Genomic DNA, 19562 nt, shown 5'->3' with positions numbered 1-19562 from the left:
ACGACCGATCAGGATGCTGCCATGAAAATCACGCAACTCGAAACCATCCGCTTGGGTGAGTTTCCCAACATCATTTGGGTGCGATTGCACACCGACGAGGGCCTGGTGGGTTTGGGTGAAACCTTCATGGGCGCACAAGCGGTTGAGGCGTATCTGCACGAATGGGTCGCGCCCAAACTGGTGGGCCAAGACCCGCTGGCCATCGAGTCCCGCCTGCGCGACATCACCGGGTATCTGGGCTGGCGTGGGTCCGGCGTTGAGACACGGGGCAACTCGGCGGTGGACATTGCGCTCTGGGACATTTTTGGCAAAGCCGCGGGCATGCCGGTCTACACCGCTTTGGGCGGCAAGAGCCGTGATGAAATTCGGGTGTACAACACTTGTGCGGGCTACCAATACATTCGCAGCAATGTGAACCAAACCAGCAGCAACTGGGGTTTGGGCAACAACGCTGGCCCTTACGAAGACCTGCAGGGCTTTTTGCACCGCGCCGACGAGGTGGCCGAGTCGCTGCTGAGTGAGGGCATCACGGGCATGAAAATTTGGCCCTTTGATGTGGCCGCAGAAAAGTCGCACGGCCAATACATCAGCCCGCAAGACTTGAACACGGCGCTCGAGCCTTTCCGCAAGATCCGAAGTGCGGTGGGCGACAAGATGGACATCATGGTCGAGTTCCACAGCCTGTGGCGCTTGCCCATGGCGCAAAAAATTTCACGCGCACTGCAAGAATTTGACACCTTTTGGCACGAAGACGCGATCCGCATGGACAGCCTGGACTTGCTCAAGCAGTACGCCGTGGACTGCAAGGCCTTGATCTGCGCGAGCGAAACGCTGAGTTACAAATGGGGCTTCAAAGATTATTTGCAAACCGGTGTGGGTGGCGTGGCCATGCTCGATTTGAGTTGGTGCGGGGGCCTGACAGAGGCGCGCAAGATCGCGGCCATGGCGGATGCCTGGCAGTTGCCTGTGGCCCCACACGACTGCACGGGTCCGGTGGTGTGGGCTGCGTCCACCCACTTGTCTCTGCACGCACCCAATGCCTTGATCCAAGAAAGCGTTCGTGCCTTCTACAGTGGTTGGTACAAAGAGTTGGTCACCGAGTTGCCTCAGGTGAAGAACGGCATGATCAGCCTGAACGACAAACCGGGCTTGGGTCTTGAGTTGCTGCCCGACTTGCACAAGCGGGCCGATGCGCTTGTACGGGTGAGTGTGTAGAAGCCTCCCCTGGGAGCGAATGCGCCAGCGTGACGGAGGCGTCGCTCCCACGGGGGGGATGCATTTTGTGGGAGCCCCGCCGCCTGGGCGATCAACTCAACCGTTCCAGCGGGTGTGGAACTTGCCGGGACGGTCAATCCGCTGGTAGGTATGGGCCCCAAAATAGTCACGCTGCGCCTGCAGCAAATTGGCGGGCAAACGTGCTGAGCGGTAGGCATCGTAATAGGCCAGCGCACTCATGAACGAGGGCACAGCCACACCGTGCAAGGCGCCCATCGCCACCACCTCACGCAGGTCTTGTTGGCAGCGGGTCATCACGGCTGCAAAGTGCGGGTCCATCAAGAGGTTGTCCAAATCGGGCGAGCGCTCATAGCTGGCACGAATGTCCGCCAGCAGATGGGCACGGATGATGCAGCCCGCACGCCAAACCGAAGCCACGGTCCCCATGGGCAGTTGCCATTGGTGCTCACGGTCAGCCGCTTTGAGCAGGCTGAAGCCTTGGGCGTATGCACAAATTTTGGAGGCCAGCAGGGCATTTTTAATTTGGGCCAGCACCGCATCGCGCGGCACGTTCAGCCGAGATGAGGGCCCTGGCAACACTTTGGACGCTTTGGCCCGCTCGGCATGCAAGCCGCTGAGGGTACGGGCGAAAACGGCATTGGCAATGGTCGGGGCTGAGACCCCCAGATCGAGGGCAATTTGGCTGGCCCATTTGCCCGTGCCCTTTTGTTCGGCCGTGTCCAAAATCAAGTCCACCAAAGCGGTTCCTGTTTCCGGATCCGTGTGCGCCAGGATGTCGGCGGTGATGCCGATCAGGTAACTGGCCAACTCGCCTTGGTTCCATGCGTGGAACACGGCGCTCATTTCGGCCGGGCGCATGTCCAGCAAGTTGTGCATCAGCCAATAGGCTTCGCAGATGGTCTGCATGTCGGCGTATTCAATGCCGTTGTGCACCATTTTTACAAAGTGGCCGGAGCCGCCTGGGCCCATCCATTCGCAACAGGCTTGGCCGTCTTCGGTTTTGGCGGCAATGGCTTGCAGCATGGGTTTCAGTCGCGGCCACGCGGCAGCAGATCCACCAGGCATCAGGGCTGGGCCGCGCAAAGCGCCTTCTTCGCCGCCACTGACACCTGCACCGACATAGTGAATGCCGGAGCCGTCCAAGGATTGCAGGCGTCTTTGGGTGTCGGTGTAGAGCGTATTGCCCCCGTCCATCACCACGTCGCCCGCGCTCAGCAAAGTCCGTAACTCACTCAAAACGGCATCGACGGCAGCCCCTGCGGGCACCATCAACCACACACAACGCGGTGTTTGCAAGCTGGCCACCAATGCACCGAGTGATGCGGCAGCGTTCGCGTTCAGGCCTTGGGTGCGCTGGCCAAAGCTCTCTCGTTTGGCCGCGTCGAGATCAAAACCGCTGACTGAAAAACCGTTGCGTTCCAAATTCAGCGCCAGGTTTTCGCCCATGACGCCCAGGCCCACCAGGCCAATGTCCATCTTCTGCATACGTTCGATTTATCCCCGACCCACAAAAGGCATGTTGGTGGCCATCACGGTGGTGAACAAAATGTTGGCCGACAAGGGCAGACGGGCCATGGTCATGAAGGTCTCGACCACCGCAGACATGTCCATGCGCGGTTCGGCCTTGATGCTCAGGTCGGCTTGGTGCACACCTTGTGCCATCTTGAGCGTCATGTCGGAGGCCACGTTGCCAATGTCGATCTGACCCACAGCGATGCTGTACGGACGGCCATCGAGGGAGGCTGCGCGGGTCAAGCCCGAGATGGCGTGTTTGGTGGCGGTGTAGGCAATCGAGCCTGGGCGCGGCACATGGGCCGAGATCGAGCCGTTGTTGATGATGCGTCCGCCTTGCGGGCTTTGCTCTTGCATCAGCTTGAAGGCATGCGACAAGGTGTAGAACGCGCCGTTCAGGTTGATGTCCACCGCACGTCGCCATTCGTCGCCCGACAGGTCGCCGGGCAAGGTGTAGGGCAGGGAAATGCCCGCATTGTTGAAGACCAAATCGAGGCGGCCAAAGCGCGAGCGAATTTGCTCAAACAATGCTTTGACTTCGGGCTCCTTGGACAGATCGGTCGGGATGGCGTGGGCATGATCCGCGTTGGCGCCGGCTTCGGCCACAGCAGCGGCCAGCGCATCCGCGCGACGCCCGACCAGAACGACTTGCCAGCCTTCTTGGAGCAAGGCCAGGGCGCAGGCTTTGCCAATGCCAGAGCTGGCACCAGTGACAAGGGCGATTTTGGACATGGTGTGAACTTTCTAAAGAGGCCTTGAAACCTCTGATTTTCAGGTGTTTTGGAAAGAAATCTGTACCTTGAGCGACTGGCTTTTGTCGGCCGCCAAGTCAAAGGCTTCAATGGCGCGATCCAAGGGCAAGACGCTGGTGATGACGGGCTTGCCATTGACCAAACCGTCGTTCAAAAAGCGCACGGCCGTGGCAAATTCGGCATGGAAGCGGAACGTGCCGCGCAGATCGACCTCTTTGGCCACAATCTGCGTCATGGGCAGACTGATGTCACCCCCCATGCCCACGGTGATCAACACGCCGCGTGGCACGATGGTGTCCAGGCCCACGCGCAATGCGGCTTCGCTGCCCGAGGCTTCAAACACCACATCAAACTGGCCCTTGTCCATCTTGTAGGCGTCCAGCGCTTGCGGCTGGGTTTTGAGGTTGATGGTGACGTCTGCGCCCATCTCTTTGGCGCACTTCAAAGGCAATTCGGCAATGTCGGCAGCCACGATGTAAGCGGCACCCGCTCGGCGCAACGCGCCAATCAAGAGCGAGCCAATCGGGCCGCAACCGGTCACTAGCACCTGTTTGCCCAGCACGCTGCCCGCACGTTGGATGGCATGCAGACCCACCGACAGCGGCTCGGCCAATGCGGCCTCAGACAAACTCAGGTGGTCGGCAATCGCGTGGGCTTGGTAGCCTTCGATGATGAGTTGTTCGCTGAACCCGCCCTGGATGTGCGGGAAGGGCATGGCGCTGCCATAAAACCGCATGTTCAGGCAGTGGTTGTGCTGCCCCGCCTGACAAAAGCGGCAGTGGCCGCAGGGGCGAGACGGGGAGATGGCGATGCGCTGGCCTTGGGGCACATGGCTGACACCCGAGCCCACGCCATCGACCACGCCCGAGATTTCGTGGCCCAGCGTAATGGGCTGCTTGATGCGCACGGTGCCAAAGCCGCCGTGTTGGTAGTAATGCAGGTCCGAGCCGCAAATGCCGCCATAGGCCACATTCACACGCAGTTGCTTGTCGCCCAAGGCGGGCAACTCGGTGTTTTCGATGCGCAGGTCTTTGGCCGAATGGCAAACAACGGATTTCATGGAATGTCCTTGCAAAAGCTTCAAAGGGTGGCGGTCACGCCGCCGTCGACGTAAAGGATATGGCCATTGACGAAACGCGAGGCGTCTGAGGCCAAAAAGACCGCTGCGCCGCCCAAGTCTTGCACATCGCCCCAGCGGCGGCTGGGCGTGCGGCCCACGAGCCAGTTGCTGAAAGTCGGGTCGTCGACCAACTTTTGGTTGAGCTCTGTTTTGAAGTAGCCCGGGCCAATGCCGTTGACGTTGATGCCGAATTGGCCCCAGTCGATGGCCATGCCCTTGGTGAGCATTTTCACAGCGCCCTTGGTGGCGGTGTAGGGCGCAATGCCGGGTCGCCCCAGCTCGCTTTGCACCGAGCAGATGTTGATGATCTTGCCGCGCCCACGGGGAATCATTTTTTTCGCCACCGCTTGGCCCACGTAGTACACGCTGTCCAGGTTGGTCTTCATGAGGGTGTGCCAATCGGCATCTTGGTACTCGTGCAATGGGCCGCGGATTTGCATGCCCGCGTTGTTGACCAGGATGTCGATCGGTCCCTCGGCTTCGATGCGGTCCACGGCCGCCCGCACGCTGTCGGCATCGGTCACGTCAAACACCGAGGTGCCGACAGACAGTCCTTGCGCCTGCAAGCCCTGCGCAGCGGCATCGACTTTGCTGGCGCTGCGGCCGTTCAGGATCACATGGGCCCCAGCTTGTGCCAGCGCCTCGGCCAGCGCCAGGCCAATGCCTGCCGAAGAACCCGTGATCAGGGCGCGGTGGCCCGATAAATTGAAAGAGTTCAGAACCGTCATCGCATCAGCAACCATTTGAGAGGGACCATCACCAAGCTCGGGAAGGCGATCAAAGCGCCCATCACCACCACCTGAGAAGCCAAGAAAGGCATGACGCCACGGATGACGTCGTGCATGGGGATTCGGCCCACACCGCACACCACGTTGAGCACGGTGCCCACGGGCGGGGTCAGCAAACCGATGGCGTTGTTGATGATGAACAGCACACCAAAATAAACCGGGTCAATGCCGGCCTCGCGCACCAAAGGCATGAGCACGGGTGTGAGGATCAGGACGGTGGGCGCAAAGTCGAGCGCGGTGCCCACGATCATCACCAGCAGCATCAGCATGACCATGAGCAGCGTTTTGTTGTCGATGAAGGGGCGCAAAATTTCAACGATCTGGGCCGGAATATTGGCCACCGTGATGAGCCAAGCCGACACCAAAGCCGCTGCCACCAAGAACATCACCACCGATGAAGTTTTGGCCGCAGACAGGATGATGCGGTACAGGTCCTTGACCTTGATTTCGCGGTAAATGAACAGGCCCACGAACAAGGAATACACCACCGCCACCACGGCGGCTTCGGTGGGCGTGAAGATGCCCATTTTCATGCCGCCGATGATGGTGATGGCCAGCAGGTAAGACCAAAAGGCGTTGATGGTCACAGAGATGCGCTTTTTGAACGGCACTTTCTCGGCCACCACCACATTGTCTTTGCGGGCCACGATCCACCAGGTCACGATCAAGGCCAGGCCCATCAAAATGCCCGGGAAAATGCCGGCCATGAACAGTTTGGAAATCGACACGCCGCCGATCACGCCAAACAAAATGAAACCAATCGAGGGTGGGATCACGGGCGCGATGATGCCGCCCGCAGCAATCAAGCCCGCAGATCGGTCCATGCGGTAACCCGCGTCGCGCATCATGGGCATCAGCACGGCGGCCAAGGCGGCGGTGTCGGCCACGGCCGAGCCCGACAAGCTGGCCATGACGATGGCGGCAAACACCGCCACATAGCCTAAGCCACCGCGGAAGTGCCCGACCCAGACCATGGCCGAGTTCACGATGCGCCGGCTCATGCCGCCCGCGTTCATCAACTCACCCGCCAGCATGAAAAAAGGCACGGCCATGAGCGGGAAGTTGTCGGCGCCGTTGATCAGGTTTTGCGAGACGATCTGGGTGTCGAAGTTGTCCAAGTGCAGCATCAGGGCCACGCCTGAGACGAGCAGAGAAAACGCCAGCGGCATGCCCAGCGCCATGGCGGCGAGCAGCGAAACGATGAAAACCAGTACGGTCATTTGGTCGCCCCTTGGGTGTGGGCGGTCACGACCTCTTCGGAGTCTTGCACCTGGATCAAATCGGATTCATTGAAATTGCCTTTGGCCAGCTGCACCAGCTTGCCCATGATCATCAAGCCCATGGCCACACTGGTGACGTAACCCACGCCATAGACCCAGCTCATGGGGATCTCGGTCACGGCCGAGCGCGTGGTGGCATTGATGCTGTGTTGTTTGAGCGTGCCGTAAAACATCAGAGCGCAGCACCCCAGCATCAGCACATTGGAAATGGCAAAGGCAATTTTTTTGCCGCGAAGACTGAGCTTGCGAACGATGGAGTCCAAACCCAAGTGGCCATTTTCACGCAGGGTGACGATGGCCCCTAAAAAGGTGATCCAAATGAACAAAAACCGCGACAACTCTTCAGAGCTGATGATGCCGTCATTGAAGCCGTAGCGCAGCACCACGTTGCCAAACACCATGATGACCATGGCGGACAGCATGATGACCAGCGTGAACTCTGCCAGCTTGAAGAAGAGGTCGTTGATTTTTTTCATAGCGCATTCACAAAAAAGCCCCCTCCAAAGAGGGGGCGTGTTCTGGCTCAAACCATCACTTGGTGTCTTCGATGGCCTTGAGCAAGGCGGTACCGCTCTTTTCACCAAAGGTCTTGGCAATTTCAGCCGACACGATTTTTTGGAACGGGGCCATGTCCACGTTTTCGATCACTTGCATGCCGGACTTCTTCAGATCGGCAATCACCTTGCCTGCGTTGGACGCATTCAAGCTGCGTTGGTAAGTGGCTGCTTCGCGCGCAGCGTCCACCACCACTTTTTGGTAGTTGGCCGGCAGACTGTCGAACTTGGCTTTGTTCATGGCCACGACCAGGGGCGAGTAAACATGGTTACTCACCGTGAGGTGCTTTTGCACTTCGTAGAACTTGGAGGACCAAGTCACGTTGATCGGGTGCTCTTGGGCGTCAAAGGTACCGGTCTCCAGCGCGGTGTACAACTCGGCAATGGGCATGGGTGAGGGGTTCATGCCCAGCAGTTTGAACGCTTGGATGTGGTAAGGGTTGGGTGTGGAGCGGATCTTCAAACCCTTGAGGTCATCCGGCTTGTTGACGGGACGCTTGTTGTTGGTGAAGGCGCGCCAGCCGTTTTCCCAATAAGCCAGACCTTTCAGGCCGTGGGGGGCCAACTCGTTCAAAACGCCTGTGCCCACCGCGCCATCGAGCACGGTGTAGGCGTGCTGCGCACTGCGGAACACAAAGGGCAACTCCATGGCCGCCGTGTTGGGCACGATGCCGTTGAAGTTGGAAGCGCCGCTGGAGACGATGTCGATCGTGCCGCCGCGAGTGCCGTTGATCATGGCGGCGTCGTTGCCCAATTGGTTGGCGGGGAACACGGTGATCTCCACATCCCCGTTGGTGCGTTGCTTGACCAATTCGGCCAGCTTCAGGGCGGCAGCGTGCTGGCCGTCGGTGGCGTTGACCGCGTGGCCCATTTTCAGGTTGAATTTGGCAGCGTAAGCGCTGGAGCCGACGGCGGCCACGAGGCAGGCGAGAAGGATGCGGGAAAGTTTCATGGTTTTGTCTCCTGGTTAAAAAAGGGCTGTCGAAAAATCAATCGGTGGGCAGCGCGTACTCGTCAGCGCTGAAGACGGTGTGGAACACGGTGCCATCGAACATGGCGATCAAATCTTTGGACACCTCGCGGCTTTCCAGGCGCACGGCCGAGGCCAAAGCGATCTCGATCGACTCGCGGCTGGGGTAGCGCACCGACAGCACCATGCCGAAGTGGGGGTCGCTCACATCGCTTTCCACCTGGCGGAGCACGCGCACTTCTTGCGCGCCAGGGAAGCGGGTCCACAGTGGCACCAGTTTTTCACGGATGTAGCGATTGAACGCGTCCTCCATGCCGGGTTTGACCTTGCCTTGGAAAAATGCACAGCGGATGAACATGGATGTCTTTCTATGGAATCAGAGGGCAGGGTGCAGGCGGCTGTGCAAGGCATTCAGCGCTTGTTCGACCATGTTCTGCACAGGTTCGGTGATGGGCACGCGCATCACGTCGCGCTCATCGGCCTGGGGTTTTTCAAGGGTGCGGAACTGACTGTCCAACAAGCCGGGCTGCATGTAATGACCCACACGTTGTTGCATGCGCTTTTGAATCAACTCAAACTCACCGTCAAGGAAGACAAAACACACATCACCCGCTTGTTCACGGATGCGGTCGCGGTAAACCCGCTTGAGCGCCGAACAGGCCACCACGCGCCCTTGCGCATGGGGTTGCGACAAGTAGTTGCCGATGCGGTCCAGCCAGGGCCAGCGGTCGTCATCTTGCAAGGCGACCCCCGCGCGCATTTTGTCCACACTTTCCGGCAGGTGCAGGTCATCACCGTCCACCATGTCCAGACCCAGGCGTTCGCTCAAAGCGGCCGCCATGGTCGACTTGCCACAACCGGAGACACCCATGACGATGAGGCGCAAAGGAGCAGGGTTCATGGTTTCAGGCCGCAGATCACTGCACCATCCCGAGGCACTCGGGCACGGGGGTGCGCAAAGCTTGACCTGCAATGCCGGCTTGCATGTTGGCAAAAGCCAGATCGGCCATGGCTTGGCGCGTTTCGGTGGTGGCACTGGCCATGTGCGGGGTCAAGACCACGTTGCGCAGGCTCCACAGCGCCTCGGGCACGTGGGGCTCGTTGGCAAACACATCGAGGCCGGCGCCTGCGATGGTGCCGTTTTGCAAGGCGGCGATCAGCGCCTCTTCATCGACCACGCTGCCCCGTGCCACGTTGATGAGGTAGCCGCGGGGGCCCAGCGCTTGCAAGACCTCGGCGTTGATCAAGTGCTTGGTGCCTGCGCCGCCGGGGGTGATGGCCACTAAAAAATCCACTTGCGCTGCCAATTCGGCCGCTGAGGGGTAGAACTTGAAATCGGAATCGGGTTTTTCGGTGCGTGCCGTGTAGGCAATCGACATGCCGAAGGCACGGGCGCGTTGGGCAATGGCTTTGCCAATGCGGCCCAAACCCACAATGCCCAAGCGCGCACCAGAGACCTTGCGAGCCAAAGCCACGGGGCCATTGGGCCACTGGCCGGCACGCACAAACTGATCGGCTTGCGGGATGGTGCGGCCCACAGACAGCACCAAACCCATGGCCAAATCGGCCACATCGTCGGTCAGCACATCGGGGGTGTGGGTCACGGGAATGCCGTATTCGATGGCGGCGGGCACATCCACACCGTCGTAGCCCACGCCAAACACGGCGACCACTTTGGCGTTGGGCAGTTGGGACAGCAAACTGCGCGGCACGCTGGCTTCGCCCGTGCCTGCAACACCCACGATGCGGGGGGCGATGCCGGCAAATGCGGCCGGGTCGGTCACATGCGTGCGGTCGTGCACGGTGTAAAGCGATTCCAAAGCTTGTTGGTAGAAAGGGTGCAGTTTGGCCACAGCCAGCACATCGGGTTTGGACACGTCGGTTATTCCAGTCGAAAAACATGATTCGGACAGCGCTGTCCAAAGAAATCAAAAAAAATGCAAACCCAAAGATCAAGGCTTTGATTGCTTCGCAGTATCCAAGCCAGCCTGAAAATGGGTTTAAAAATTTTCGCTGTTGATTTCGGGATAGCGCTATCCTATCGACTTCGCCGCCCCGCCATCCTACGGATTAACCCTTGCCTTTGCCTCTTTTGCCAATCGCCAAGTCTGTCAAAAGCCAACGAGCCACTGGCCGTGTGACGCTGAGCGATGTGGCCCAAGCCGCTGGGGTCAGCCCCAGTACAGTGTCCAGGGCGCTGCGGGGGGAGCGGGCCGTGGACCCGGCATTGATCGAACGCGTGCAGGTGGTCTCTGCCAAGCTGGGCTACGTGCCCGATCCTGCCGCGCGCGCCTTGGCTTCGCAGCGCAGCAACCACGTCGCCATCCTGATTCCACTATTGTCCAACGCCTTGTTTGTGGACCTGCTCGATGCGGCACAAAAAACATTGCGCGCCGCGGGCTACCAAACCTTGATGGGGGTGACGCATTACGACGCGAGCGAAGAAGAGCAGTTGCTGCGCGAGCAACTCCTGCACCGTCCTGCAGGCCTGTTGGTCACCGGTCTGGACCACAATGGCGTGACCAAAAAACTCATGCAAGGCAGCCAAGTGCCTTGCGTGCACCTGATGGATTTGCCTGCCACCGAACGTGACGACGCGCCCCATTGTGTGGGCTTTCGGCAGACCGATGCCGGGGCGGCCATGACCCGGCATCTGTTGCAGACGGGCCGCAAGCGCATCGCCTTTGCGGCGGCGCAATTGGACCCGCGCGTGATGCAGCGCTTGTACGGCTGGCGCACTGCATTGCAGGAGGTTGGGCTTTACGAGCCGACCTTGGAGTATCTGAACCCTGCCCCCTCATCGCTGGCCTTGGGCGGTATTTTGTTTGAGCAGATCATGCGCCAGCGCCCGGCGGTGGATGCCATCTTTTTTTGCAACGACGATCTGGCCCAAGGGGCACTGATGGCCGCTTTGCGCTTGGGTTTGGCTGTGCCGTCACAGGTGGCAATTGCTGGCTTCAACGATCTGACAGGCAGTGACCAAATGCTCCCGCCACTGACCACCGTGCGAACGCCGCGTGCTCAAATTGGGCAAGCTGCAGCCGAGATGCTGCTGACCCTCATGCGGGGTGAAACACCGCCATCGGCCCAAGTGGACTTGGGCTTTGAAATTTTGCAGCGACAAAGCACCTGAGTGGCTTGGACTTTGTCGCCCTGGCCAGACAGCCGCTCCGGCTGCAAGTGATGCGGCACTTTGGCGCCTGAGCGGTTCAGGGCATCAGCCCAAGGGGCCGTGCAGCACGTTGATCAGGGCTTCGCCGCGGCTCAAACGGGCAATGTTTTCGGCCAGTGCTTCTTGGCGGCGGCGCACCGTGCCCTGCGTCCAGCCCGACATGTGGGGGGTCATCAGCACGTTGTCGAGCGCGCCAAAGTCGAATTTGGAGGGCGCCAGCTCTGTTTGGTTGGGGGTGGGGTACTGGTACCAAGTGTCGATCACGGCGCCGCCAATTTGGCGAGACGCCAAACACTCGTAGAGGGCTTTTTCGTCGATCACGGCCCCCCGCCCCACATTCAGTAACCAGGCATCGCCGCGCATGGCCGCCAGGGCGGCTGCGTTCACCAAACCCAAGGTGTTGGGGGTCAGCGGCAGACTGACCACCACAGCGTCGGCGCTGCCCATGAAGTCGTTCAATTGGTCCAACCCCCAGCTTTGGTCGACATGGGGGTGGCTGATGGGGCTGCGGTTGGCCACATGCACGCGCATGCCAAAGGCCTTGGCCCGATGGGCGATGGTTTGGGCAATGTGCCCAAAACCCAGCAGGCCCAATGTTTGCGCCCCCATCTCGGTGCGCAGTGCGGCTGGCCGACCGGCCCAATAGGTCCAGCGTTGTTGGCGCAGGTCTTGGTCGGCCTGGGCCAAAGGGACATGGCGCGTCAACAAGGCTGCCATGACGTATTCAGCGATGGCGTTTTCATGGCCAAAACAATTGGCCAAGGTGCATTTGTCAGGCAGCAAAGCCGTGTTGATCGCATCGGTGCCGGCCGCTGGGGCATGGAACAGCCGGGCTTGGCGGGGCACAGGCATGCCCTCCTTGAGTTGGATGCCAATGACCACATCCGCGTCTTCGTACCGTGCGCGTTCGCCAGGCAAGTCCAATGGATCGCTCAGGTCTGAGATGGTGTGTTCAGGCCCAATGAGGGCCTCAAAACCCAGACGGAAATTGGCGGCGTTTTGGCCGTGAAAGACGATTTTTAAGGGCTGCTTGTTCATGGTGTCAGGGTGGGGAGAGTCTGGGCAATCGGTGTGAATTGCCTGGCACTATGCCAGAAGCAGGCCCAGCTCCGTGCACAGGGCCACCGCTGGCATGAACTGTCGGCGACAATCTGCGCTTCTCATCTTTGACAAGACACATGGCCATGACCGAGCTGAAAAAAGTCGTCCTCTACACCGATACAGATGGCCGCGCCCGTTTCCGTGACGAGCTGGTGCCCTTGAGCGAAGGCACGCCTCAAAGTCAGTTGTCCGCCCTGATGGCTGCAACAGGATGTCAGTTGCGCCAAAGCCCGGTGGGTTTTCGCAGCACTTTCCACTGCACCGGACACCCTCAGTGGTTGTTTGTGCTGGGTGGACAAATGGAAATTTTTTTGCAGGATGGCAGTTCACGCCTTTTCGGGCCCGGCGAGTTTTTCTACTCGGCCGACACCTTGCCCGAAGGCGCCACGTTTGATGCGGCTGTGCATGGGCACTGGAGCCGACAGGTGGGTCCTGATCCGCTGGTGACCCTGTTCGTGCGCGATTGAGACGTGCGCACCAGTAAAAAAGCCCGCATGTGCGGGCTCTTTTTTTGCGTCAAAGGGGTTCAGCGACCGAAGCCACGGCCACCGCCGCCCCCACCATTGCCGCCGCGGTTGCCACCGCCGTAACCACCACCACCACCGCCGCCGCCATGGCGGCGACCGCCGCTGGCCAGGCTGTCGATGCTGGTGCGGGTCGGGTCAGGTTGGCCGCTGGTGCGCACAGGCTTGCGGTTGGGCAAGTCCAAGCGTGCAAATTGCGTGGTTTTCAAGGGGTCAATATGGCGTGGCAATTCATCGCCATCTTGGCGACGGCGGTCTTGACCGCCTTGACCTCCACGGCTTGGGCCACGACCTTCTGGGCGAGGGCCACGGGGTGCAGGACGGCCTTGACCGTCGCCACGGTTGTCAAAACGCGGGTCGCCGCGTTGCTCTTGGCCGCGACCTCCGTCGCGACTGCCTTCACGGCGACCATCGCCCTGGCCTTCAAAGCGCGGTGCAGCCTGGCCCTCAAAGCGCGGTGCGCCCTGTGGGCCATTGCGGCGCGATGGCGGCGGGCCATTGCGAGCGGGGCGGGCAGGGGCTTGACCCTCGCCACGTGCAGGGCGGGAGCCTTGACCGCCACCACCGACCGCGACTTTGTTGTCACGGATGCGCTGCATCATGTCTTGGCGTGCGGCCTTGGCGGCGGCAGCCATCACATCGCGGCTGGGCGGCTTGCCCGCGCCACCCCACAGGGTCTGGCGTCCCATGGCGATGGGTTCGGCCACTTCGCCTGGCTCGGGGCCAAAGCCTTCGAGCAATTGGACTGGGATTTCTTGCTTGGTGAAGCGCTCAATGTCCATCATGAAGCCTTCTTCGTCCAAGCACACCAGGCTCACGGCTTCGCCGCTGGCGCCCGCGCGGCCTGTGCGGCCAATGCGGTGCACGTAGTCTTCCGACACGTTGGGGATTTCAAAGTTCACGACGTGTGGCAAATCTTCGATGTCGATGCCGCGCGCAGCAATGTCGGTGGCCACCAAAGCGCGGATCTCGCCGCTCTTGAAGCCCGCCAAGGCCTGCGTGCGTGCGGTCTGGCTCTTGTTGCCGTGCAGGGCCATGGCCTTGACGCCATTTTTGGTCAGGAAGTCGGCCACATTGTTGGCGCCAAACTTGGTGCGCGTGAACACCAGCACCTGGCTCCAGTCGTGCTTCTGGATGATGTGCAGCAGCACATCTTTTTTCTTGCTGCGGCCCACAGGGTGGATCACCTGTGTGATGCGCTGCACCGTGGTGTTGCTGGGGGTGACCTGGATGCTTTGTGGGTTCTTGAGCAGGTTGCCCGCCAATTCACGGATTTCGTCGCTGAAGGTGGCCGAGAACAGCAAGCTCTGCTTGTCTTTGGGCACCAAGGCCAGCACCTTTTTCACGTCATGGATGAAGCCCATGTCGAGCATGCGGTCGGCTTCGTCGAGCACCAAGATTTCGATGCTGGACAAGTCCAGAAAGCCTTGGCCTTGCAGGTCGAGCAAACGGCCGGGCGTGGCCACCAGAATGTCCACGCCTTTTTTGACCTTGCTGATTTGCGGGTTCATGCCCACACCACCAAAGATCACGGTGGAGTCGAGCTGGAGGTATTTGCCGTAATCGCGCACCGACTCTTCGACTTGGGCGGCCAATTCGCGGGTCGGGGTCAACACCAAAGCGCGGATGGCTTTGCCGCCAAATCGGTTTTTGCCCGGTTCACTCAAGCTGAGCTTGTGCAGCAATGGCAGGGTGAATGCGGCAGTTTTGCCGGTGCCAGTTTGGGCGCCCGCCAACAAGTCTTGTCCGGCCAAAACGGCAGGAATGGCTTGGGCCTGGATCGGGGTGGGCGTTTCGTAGCCGAGTTCACGCACCGCTTGCATGATGGCCGGGGCCAGGTTCAATTCTTCAAAGTTCATTTTTCAGAGCGCCATGTCCGGCGCAGGTACCGCCCCATTCAACTGCTGTTGGCAGTTACCAGTGTGGGACGATAGGTCTTAGGGTGGGCATGGAAACCGCAGGCGCTTGTTTTGAGCATTGCCTAGGTCAGGCCCCAGCAGAAGTGCTGATGTTGCGGCAACTGGAGGTCACAACGGTTTGCATTGTCGCACAAAGCAGGATCAGCCCTGCGCATGTCCCGTACAGGTCAGAACATGGGTTCAAACCCCTATGCCCACAAAGGCAGGGTACACCTAGACTGCTTGGCATCCACCTAACGCTCACGCGCATGACCATGAAGCTTTTTTCTGACCGCCGCTCCTTTCTTCAAACTGCCGCAGTGGCGGTCACCACGGTGGCCACCAGCACCCCTTGGGTGCAGGCTTGGGCGCAAGCCAAGTGGCCTGCCAAGCCGATCCGGATCATTGTGGCTTTCCCGCCCGGCGGCTTGACCGACGCTTTGGCCCGCAGCTATGGCGAGCACCTGTCGCTCCGTTTGGGTGTGCCCGTGGTCATCGACAACAAACCCGGCGCCGGGGCCATCATCGGCATCGATGCAGCGGCCAAGTCGCCGGCTGATGGGTACACCTTGGTCATGAGCACCTCGGGCACCTTTTGGCAAAACCGCATTCTCTATTCCAAGCTGCCCTACAACCTCGACAAAGACCTCACCCCCGTCACCGTGTTCCCCTCAGGGCCCTTGGTCGTGGGCATCAACGACAAAATCCCGGCCAACACCATGGCCGAATTTGTGGCCTGGGCCAAGAAAAACCCGGCGTCCATGGGCACTTACGCCCCGGGCTCCTACCCGCACATGGTGGCCGACCAGACCAACCGCGTGCATGGCACCCAAATCCAGTCGGTGCATTACCGGGGCGAAGCGCCCATGTGGCTCGATGTGGCCTCGGGCCAGTCGCAAATTGCCGTGGGCAGCTACTTGGCCTTCAATGCGGTGGCCAGTCGGGGCGTGCGGGCCATTGGCGTGACCGGCAGCTATCGCTCGCCCAAATTGCCCAACGTGCCTACCCTCATGGAACAAGGCGACACCGCCAAATTGGTGACTTTGGAAGGTGGCTTGCCCTTGGTGGCTCCAGCGGGCACGCCCGAAGCCGTGCTCAAACTGCTGGCCGACGAAGCTGTGGCCTGGTCCAACACCGACAAAGCCGCCAAGCTGCGCGAAACCTTCGCCATCCCCAACAAGCCCAAAGACCTGGCCGGCACCCGCAAGGACTGGGAAGGCGAAGTGCCCGTTTGGATCAAGCTGGCGGTGGACTTGGGCATCAAGCTCGACTGATCTGTTGTGCCATTGAGCCTTTGGCCCGCACTTCTCCTGAAATAATGCGGGCATGAGCAAAACAGACCAGATGAGTTTTTTCGGCTTCGAGCCCGAAATGCCCGCCAAACCCGCCAAATTATTGAAGCCTGAAAGTCAACCGGCCCCAGCAGACACTTTGGCCGCAGCCCCGTTGCCAGAGCCCTTGGATTCGCCTGCTTCGACGCCTGCAGCGCCCACTGCTGCGCCCTTGGGGGATGCAACCTTCAACCCCGAAGCCATGGCCCGGGCGCTGGCGCAGCACCCCGACTTTCGCGTTCTTCGCCGCTTGGTGCCGCGCAGCGATTACGGGCCACTGAACGGCCAGGCCACGCAGCGCGTGATCGTGCTGGACACCGAAACCACCGGGCTGGACAGCAAGAGCGAAAAGGTCATTGAATTGGCCATGTTGTCGGTGCAGGTGGACATGGCCACGGGCTTGCCCGTGGGGCCCGTCACGGTGTACGAATCGTTCGAAGACCCGGGCCGGCCGATTCCGCCCCAAATCACCGAGATCACCGGCATTGACGACAGCATGGTGCAGGGCCAACGCATCGACGACGCGGCCGTGAACGCCCTGGTGCAAGAGGCCGATTTAATCGTGGCGCACAACGCCGGCTTTGACCGGCCGTTTGTCGAGGCGCGTTGGCCTGTCTTTGCGACCAAGGCCTGGGGCTGTTCGTTTCAGGGCATCGACTGGAAGAAAGAGGGCAGTGGCTCGGCCAAGTTGGAGTTTTTGGCGTCTGAGCGCGGTTGGTTTTACGATGCCCACCGGGCGCAGGTCGATTGCCATGCGCTCTTGCAGGTGCTGGCCTCGCCTCTGGCCAACGGCCAGACTGGCTTGACACGCTTGTTGGCCGGCTCAGGCCAGACCCGCTACAAACTGCGGGCCACCGGCGCACCTTTTGAAGCCAAAGACAAACTCAAGGCCCGGGGCTACCGCTGGGATGGCGAGGGCCGGGTGTGGTGGTGCAGTTTGGCCTCGGATGCTTTGTTGGATGCCGAATGCAGCTGGCTGCGTGCCGAGGTGTATGGCATGCGCAGCGCGCGGGTTCAGCTCGAAGCCATGGACAGTCTGGTGCAGTTTTCCAGCCGTTCGGGCCAGCTGTCCGAGCGCATGGTCTGATTTTTCGCTTTTCAACCCGGCAAGCTGGGATAATGCCGGGTTGCATACACCGCTATGGCGCCCATCAGCAGGGTTGCGGTGCAGAGCTGACCCCCTTGGGGTGATGGGTCTTTGCCCTTTTTTATTCAGGTTTACACATGGCTCAATACGTATTTTCGATGAACCGGGTTGGCAAAATTGTGCCGCCTAAGCGTCACATTCTGAAAGACATTTCTTTGTCTTTCTTCCCCGGTGCCAAGATTGGTGTGCTGGGCACCAACGGTTCCGGCAAGTCCACGTTGCTCAAGATCATGGCCGGTATCGACAAGGAGATCGAAGGCGAAGCCATCCCCATGGCGGGTCTGAAAATCGGGTATCTGCCCCAAGAGCCCGTGATGGACCCCGAGCAGACCGTGCGTGAAGCCGTCGAAAGCGGCATGGGTGAAGTCAAGGCCGCGCAGGCCCGCCTCGAAGAGGTCTACGCCGCTTACGCCGAGGAAGACGCCGACTTTGACGCCCTGGCCGCCGAGCAGGCCAAGCTTGAAGCCATCATCTCCACCGCAGGTGACGCCTCGGAGCACCAGTTGGAAATCGCCGCGGACGCGCTGCGACTGCCCCCATGGGACGCCATCATCGGCAAATTGTCGGGCGGTGAAAAACGCCGTGTGGCGCTGTGCCGCTTGCTGTTGTCGCGCCCCGACATGCTGCTGCTCGACGAACCGACCAACCACTTGGATGCCGAATCGGTGGACTGGTTGGAGCTGTTCTTGCAGCGTTTTTCGGGCACTGTGGTGGCCATCACCCACGACCGTTACTTCTTGGACAACGCTGCCGAGTGGATTTTGGAACTCGACCGGGGCTCCGGTATTCCGTACAAAGGCAACTACTCCAGCTGGCTGGAGCAAAAAGAAGCCCGTTTGGCCACCGAGCAGCGCACCGAAGATGCCCGCTCCAAGGCCATGAAGAAAGAATTGGAGTGGGCGCGTGCCAACCCCAAGGGCCGTCAGGCCAAGAGCAAGGCCCGTCTGGCCCGATTCGAAGAGTTGAGCGACCACGAATACCAAAAGCGCAACGAGACGCAGGAGATTTTCATCCCTGTGGCCGAGCGCTTGGGCAACGAAGTGTTCGAGTTCAAGAACGTCAGCAAGTCTTTTGGCGACCGTTTGCTGATCGACAACCTGAGCTTCAAAGTGCCTGCGGGGGCCATCGTCGGCATCATCGGCCCCAACGGTGCTGGTAAGTCCACCCTGTTCAAGCTGATCGCCGGCAAAGAGCAGCCCGACACCGGCGAGGTCACCATCGGTCAAACCGTGAAGATGGCCTTTGTGGACCAAAACCGCGACGATCTGGACAACAACAAAACCGTGTGGGAAGACGTCTCGGGTGGCCTGGACATCATCAACGTCGGCAAGTTTCAGATGGCCAGCCGGGCGTATTGCGGGCGCTTCAACTTCAACGGTGGCGACCAACAAAAGAAAGTCGGCATGTTGTCGGGTGGTGAGCGCGGCCGTTTGCACCTGGCCAAAACCCTGATCGAAGGCGGCAACGTGTTGCTGCTGGACGAGCCCTCCAACGACTTGGACGTGGAAACCCTGCGCGCGCTGGAAGACGCGCTGCTGGAATTCGCCGGCTCGGTCATGGTCATCAGCCACGACCGTTGGTTCCTGGACCGCATTGCGACGCACATTTTGGCTGCCGAAGGCGACAGCCAGTGGGTGTTCTTTGACGGCAACTACCAAGAGTACGAAGCCGACAAAAAGCGCCGTTTGGGTGAAGAGGGTGCCAAGCCCAAGCGCGTGCGCTTCAAAGCCTTGAAGTAATCAGCCGCTTGAGACAAAACAACGGGCCCTTCGGGGCCCGTTGTTTGGGGTGGTTGCAAACCATGATGGTGTTGTGGGAGGCCGCTCATGCGGCCGAATGCTGGGCTACCGACCTGTCAAGCGGTCAGCTTGGCCTGCGCTTTGTCGGCCCACAGTTGCAAGCTGTCCAGCAGGTCTTTCTGGCTGAAAGAGCAGCTTTCCTCGCTGAAGAGGGCGCTGGCTTCGATGCGGTCCAGCAAGTTGCCCAACACTTCGCTGTATTGGTCTGGCAAGGGCAGGTGGGCACTGCTGTCTCGCCAAAGGCGGATCATGGCCATTTGCGGCATGCCGCCTTGGCGAGACAGGGCCAGCGCATCGGTCATGCGTGTGAGGGTGTCGAGGGCTGCGCTCATGGGTTTTGTCTCCTGCTTGGATCTCTGGCCTGTGCCTTCGGGCCAA

The 19562-nt window shown here is 60.3% G+C and carries 19 protein-coding genes; 6 read left to right on the top strand and 13 right to left on the bottom strand.

The window, feature by feature from the left end:
• Positions 1-21 precede the first annotated feature (21 nt).
• Positions 22-1215: a mandelate racemase/muconate lactonizing enzyme family protein gene (locus ACHEXK_RS09430; RefSeq protein WP_416545545.1), complete on the top strand. Its 1194-nt coding sequence runs from the start codon at positions 22-24 to the stop codon at positions 1213-1215.
• A gap of 96 nt (positions 1216-1311) precedes the next feature.
• On the opposite strand, the gene gndA is transcribed toward ACHEXK_RS09430, so the two are convergent.
• Genes gndA through ACHEXK_RS09380 form a run of 10 tightly spaced genes read right to left on the bottom strand, consistent with a single transcriptional unit; the run spans position 1312 to position 10089 of the window.
• Complete coding sequence (gene gndA / locus ACHEXK_RS09425) at positions 1312-2721, bottom strand: NADP-dependent phosphogluconate dehydrogenase (RefSeq protein WP_416545543.1); 1410 nt, start codon at positions 2719-2721, stop codon at positions 1312-1314.
• A 9-nt stretch (positions 2722-2730) separates the two neighbouring features.
• Complete coding sequence (locus ACHEXK_RS09420; protein ID WP_416545541.1) at positions 2731-3480, bottom strand: SDR family oxidoreductase; 750 nt, start codon at positions 3478-3480, stop codon at positions 2731-2733.
• A 39-nt stretch (positions 3481-3519) separates the two neighbouring features.
• A complete protein-coding gene (locus ACHEXK_RS09415) occupies positions 3520-4560 on the bottom strand; it encodes an L-idonate 5-dehydrogenase (protein WP_416545539.1) in 1041 nt (346 codons plus the stop codon).
• Positions 4561-4580: 20 nt separating this feature from the next.
• The gene (locus ACHEXK_RS09410; protein ID WP_416545537.1) at positions 4581-5363 is read right to left on the bottom strand and encodes an SDR family oxidoreductase; all 783 of its coding nucleotides are present in this window, start codon (positions 5361-5363) and stop codon (positions 4581-4583) included.
• On the bottom strand, positions 5345-6628 hold the full coding sequence (locus tag ACHEXK_RS09405) for a TRAP transporter large permease (protein WP_416545535.1): 1284 nt from the start codon (positions 6626-6628) through the stop codon (positions 5345-5347). Before ACHEXK_RS09405 ends, ACHEXK_RS09410 begins: the two co-directional genes overlap by 19 nt.
• Positions 6625-7164, bottom strand: coding sequence for a TRAP transporter small permease (locus ACHEXK_RS09400; RefSeq protein ID WP_416545533.1), 540 nt, complete (start codon positions 7162-7164; stop codon positions 6625-6627). Before ACHEXK_RS09400 ends, ACHEXK_RS09405 begins: the two co-directional genes overlap by 4 nt.
• A gap of 55 nt (positions 7165-7219) precedes the next feature.
• On the bottom strand, positions 7220-8194 hold the full coding sequence (locus tag ACHEXK_RS09395; protein WP_416545531.1) for a TRAP transporter substrate-binding protein: 975 nt from the start codon (positions 8192-8194) through the stop codon (positions 7220-7222).
• 37 nt (positions 8195-8231) lie between these two features.
• Positions 8232-8570 (bottom strand): hypothetical protein, encoded by a 339-nt coding sequence (locus ACHEXK_RS09390; protein ID WP_416545529.1) that lies wholly within the window; start codon positions 8568-8570, stop codon positions 8232-8234.
• A gap of 18 nt (positions 8571-8588) precedes the next feature.
• A complete protein-coding gene (locus ACHEXK_RS09385) occupies positions 8589-9113 on the bottom strand; it encodes a gluconokinase (RefSeq protein WP_416545527.1) in 525 nt (174 codons plus the stop codon).
• A 16-nt stretch (positions 9114-9129) separates the two neighbouring features.
• Complete coding sequence (locus ACHEXK_RS09380) at positions 9130-10089, bottom strand: 2-hydroxyacid dehydrogenase (RefSeq protein WP_416545525.1); 960 nt, start codon at positions 10087-10089, stop codon at positions 9130-9132.
• Between the two features lie 200 nt (positions 10090-10289).
• Between ACHEXK_RS09380 and ACHEXK_RS09375 the strand changes: the two genes are divergently transcribed.
• Positions 10290-11345 (top strand): LacI family DNA-binding transcriptional regulator, encoded by a 1056-nt coding sequence (locus ACHEXK_RS09375; RefSeq protein WP_416545523.1) that lies wholly within the window; start codon positions 10290-10292, stop codon positions 11343-11345.
• An 84-nt stretch (positions 11346-11429) separates the two neighbouring features.
• Here ACHEXK_RS09375 and ACHEXK_RS09370 read toward each other — a convergent pair whose 3' ends face one another.
• Positions 11430-12422 carry a 2-hydroxyacid dehydrogenase gene (locus ACHEXK_RS09370; protein ID WP_416545521.1) on the bottom strand — a complete coding sequence of 331 codons (993 nt, stop codon included), beginning with the start codon at positions 12420-12422 and terminating at the stop codon, positions 11430-11432.
• A 146-nt stretch (positions 12423-12568) separates the two neighbouring features.
• On the opposite strand from ACHEXK_RS09370, the gene ACHEXK_RS09365 reads away from it, so the two are divergent.
• Entirely contained in the window at positions 12569-12952 is a 384-nt protein-coding gene (locus tag ACHEXK_RS09365) for a hypothetical protein (protein ID WP_416545519.1), read from the top strand.
• A gap of 59 nt (positions 12953-13011) precedes the next feature.
• Here the strand turns inward: ACHEXK_RS09365 and ACHEXK_RS09360 are convergent, their stop codons facing one another.
• A complete protein-coding gene (locus tag ACHEXK_RS09360) occupies positions 13012-14868 on the bottom strand; it encodes a DEAD/DEAH box helicase (RefSeq protein WP_416545517.1) in 1857 nt (618 codons plus the stop codon).
• Positions 14869-15182: 314 nt separating this feature from the next.
• On the opposite strand from ACHEXK_RS09360, the gene ACHEXK_RS09355 reads away from it, so the two are divergent.
• The 3 genes from ACHEXK_RS09355 (at position 15183) to ettA (ending at position 19124) form a co-directional block, all read left to right on the top strand.
• On the top strand, positions 15183-16181 hold the full coding sequence (locus tag ACHEXK_RS09355) for a Bug family tripartite tricarboxylate transporter substrate binding protein (protein ID WP_416545515.1): 999 nt from the start codon (positions 15183-15185) through the stop codon (positions 16179-16181).
• Between the two features lie 52 nt (positions 16182-16233).
• The gene (locus tag ACHEXK_RS09350; RefSeq protein WP_416545513.1) at positions 16234-17325 is read left to right on the top strand and encodes a 3'-5' exonuclease; all 1092 of its coding nucleotides are present in this window, start codon (positions 16234-16236) and stop codon (positions 17323-17325) included.
• Between the two features lie 137 nt (positions 17326-17462).
• Complete coding sequence (ettA, locus tag ACHEXK_RS09345) at positions 17463-19124, top strand: energy-dependent translational throttle protein EttA (protein WP_416545511.1); 1662 nt, start codon at positions 17463-17465, stop codon at positions 19122-19124.
• A gap of 116 nt (positions 19125-19240) precedes the next feature.
• On the opposite strand, the gene ACHEXK_RS09340 is transcribed toward ettA, so the two are convergent.
• Positions 19241-19516: a hypothetical protein gene (locus ACHEXK_RS09340; protein WP_416545509.1), complete on the bottom strand. Its 276-nt coding sequence runs from the start codon at positions 19514-19516 to the stop codon at positions 19241-19243.
• Positions 19517-19562: the final 46 nt, after the last annotated feature.

Source organism: Limnohabitans sp. DCL3 (assembly GCF_048019295.1).
In the GTDB taxonomy this organism is placed as follows: Bacteria; Pseudomonadota; Gammaproteobacteria; order Burkholderiales; family Burkholderiaceae_C; genus Limnohabitans_A.
This window is presented reverse-complemented; position numbering and strand designations above follow the sequence as displayed.

Coding starts and splice junctions, on each gene's coding strand:
- ACHEXK_RS09430 (WP_416545545.1), top strand. CDS start 22: ATGAAAATCACGCAACTCGAAACCATCCGCTTGGGTGAGTTTCCCAAC.
- gndA (WP_416545543.1), bottom strand. CDS start 2,721: ATGCAGAAGATGGACATTGGCCTGGTGGGCCTGGGCGTCATGGGCGAA.
- ACHEXK_RS09420 (WP_416545541.1), bottom strand. CDS start 3,480: ATGTCCAAAATCGCCCTTGTCACTGGTGCCAGCTCTGGCATTGGCAAA.
- ACHEXK_RS09415 (WP_416545539.1), bottom strand. CDS start 4,560: ATGAAATCCGTTGTTTGCCATTCGGCCAAAGACCTGCGCATCGAAAAC.
- ACHEXK_RS09410 (WP_416545537.1), bottom strand. CDS start 5,363: ATGGTTGCTGATGCGATGACGGTTCTGAACTCTTTCAATTTATCGGGC.
- ACHEXK_RS09405 (WP_416545535.1), bottom strand. CDS start 6,628: ATGACCGTACTGGTTTTCATCGTTTCGCTGCTCGCCGCCATGGCGCTG.
- ACHEXK_RS09400 (WP_416545533.1), bottom strand. CDS start 7,164: ATGAAAAAAATCAACGACCTCTTCTTCAAGCTGGCAGAGTTCACGCTG.
- ACHEXK_RS09395 (WP_416545531.1), bottom strand. CDS start 8,194: ATGAAACTTTCCCGCATCCTTCTCGCCTGCCTCGTGGCCGCCGTCGGC.
- ACHEXK_RS09390 (WP_416545529.1), bottom strand. CDS start 8,570: ATGTTCATCCGCTGTGCATTTTTCCAAGGCAAGGTCAAACCCGGCATG.
- ACHEXK_RS09385 (WP_416545527.1), bottom strand. CDS start 9,113: ATGAACCCTGCTCCTTTGCGCCTCATCGTCATGGGTGTCTCCGGTTGT.
- ACHEXK_RS09370 (WP_416545521.1), bottom strand. CDS start 12,422: ATGAACAAGCAGCCCTTAAAAATCGTCTTTCACGGCCAAAACGCCGCC.
- ACHEXK_RS09365 (WP_416545519.1), top strand. CDS start 12,569: ATGACCGAGCTGAAAAAAGTCGTCCTCTACACCGATACAGATGGCCGC.
- ACHEXK_RS09360 (WP_416545517.1), bottom strand. CDS start 14,868: ATGAACTTTGAAGAATTGAACCTGGCCCCGGCCATCATGCAAGCGGTG.
- ACHEXK_RS09355 (WP_416545515.1), top strand. CDS start 15,183: ATGAAGCTTTTTTCTGACCGCCGCTCCTTTCTTCAAACTGCCGCAGTG.
- ACHEXK_RS09350 (WP_416545513.1), top strand. CDS start 16,234: ATGAGCAAAACAGACCAGATGAGTTTTTTCGGCTTCGAGCCCGAAATG.
- ettA (WP_416545511.1), top strand. CDS start 17,463: ATGGCTCAATACGTATTTTCGATGAACCGGGTTGGCAAAATTGTGCCG.
- ACHEXK_RS09340 (WP_416545509.1), bottom strand. CDS start 19,516: ATGAGCGCAGCCCTCGACACCCTCACACGCATGACCGATGCGCTGGCC.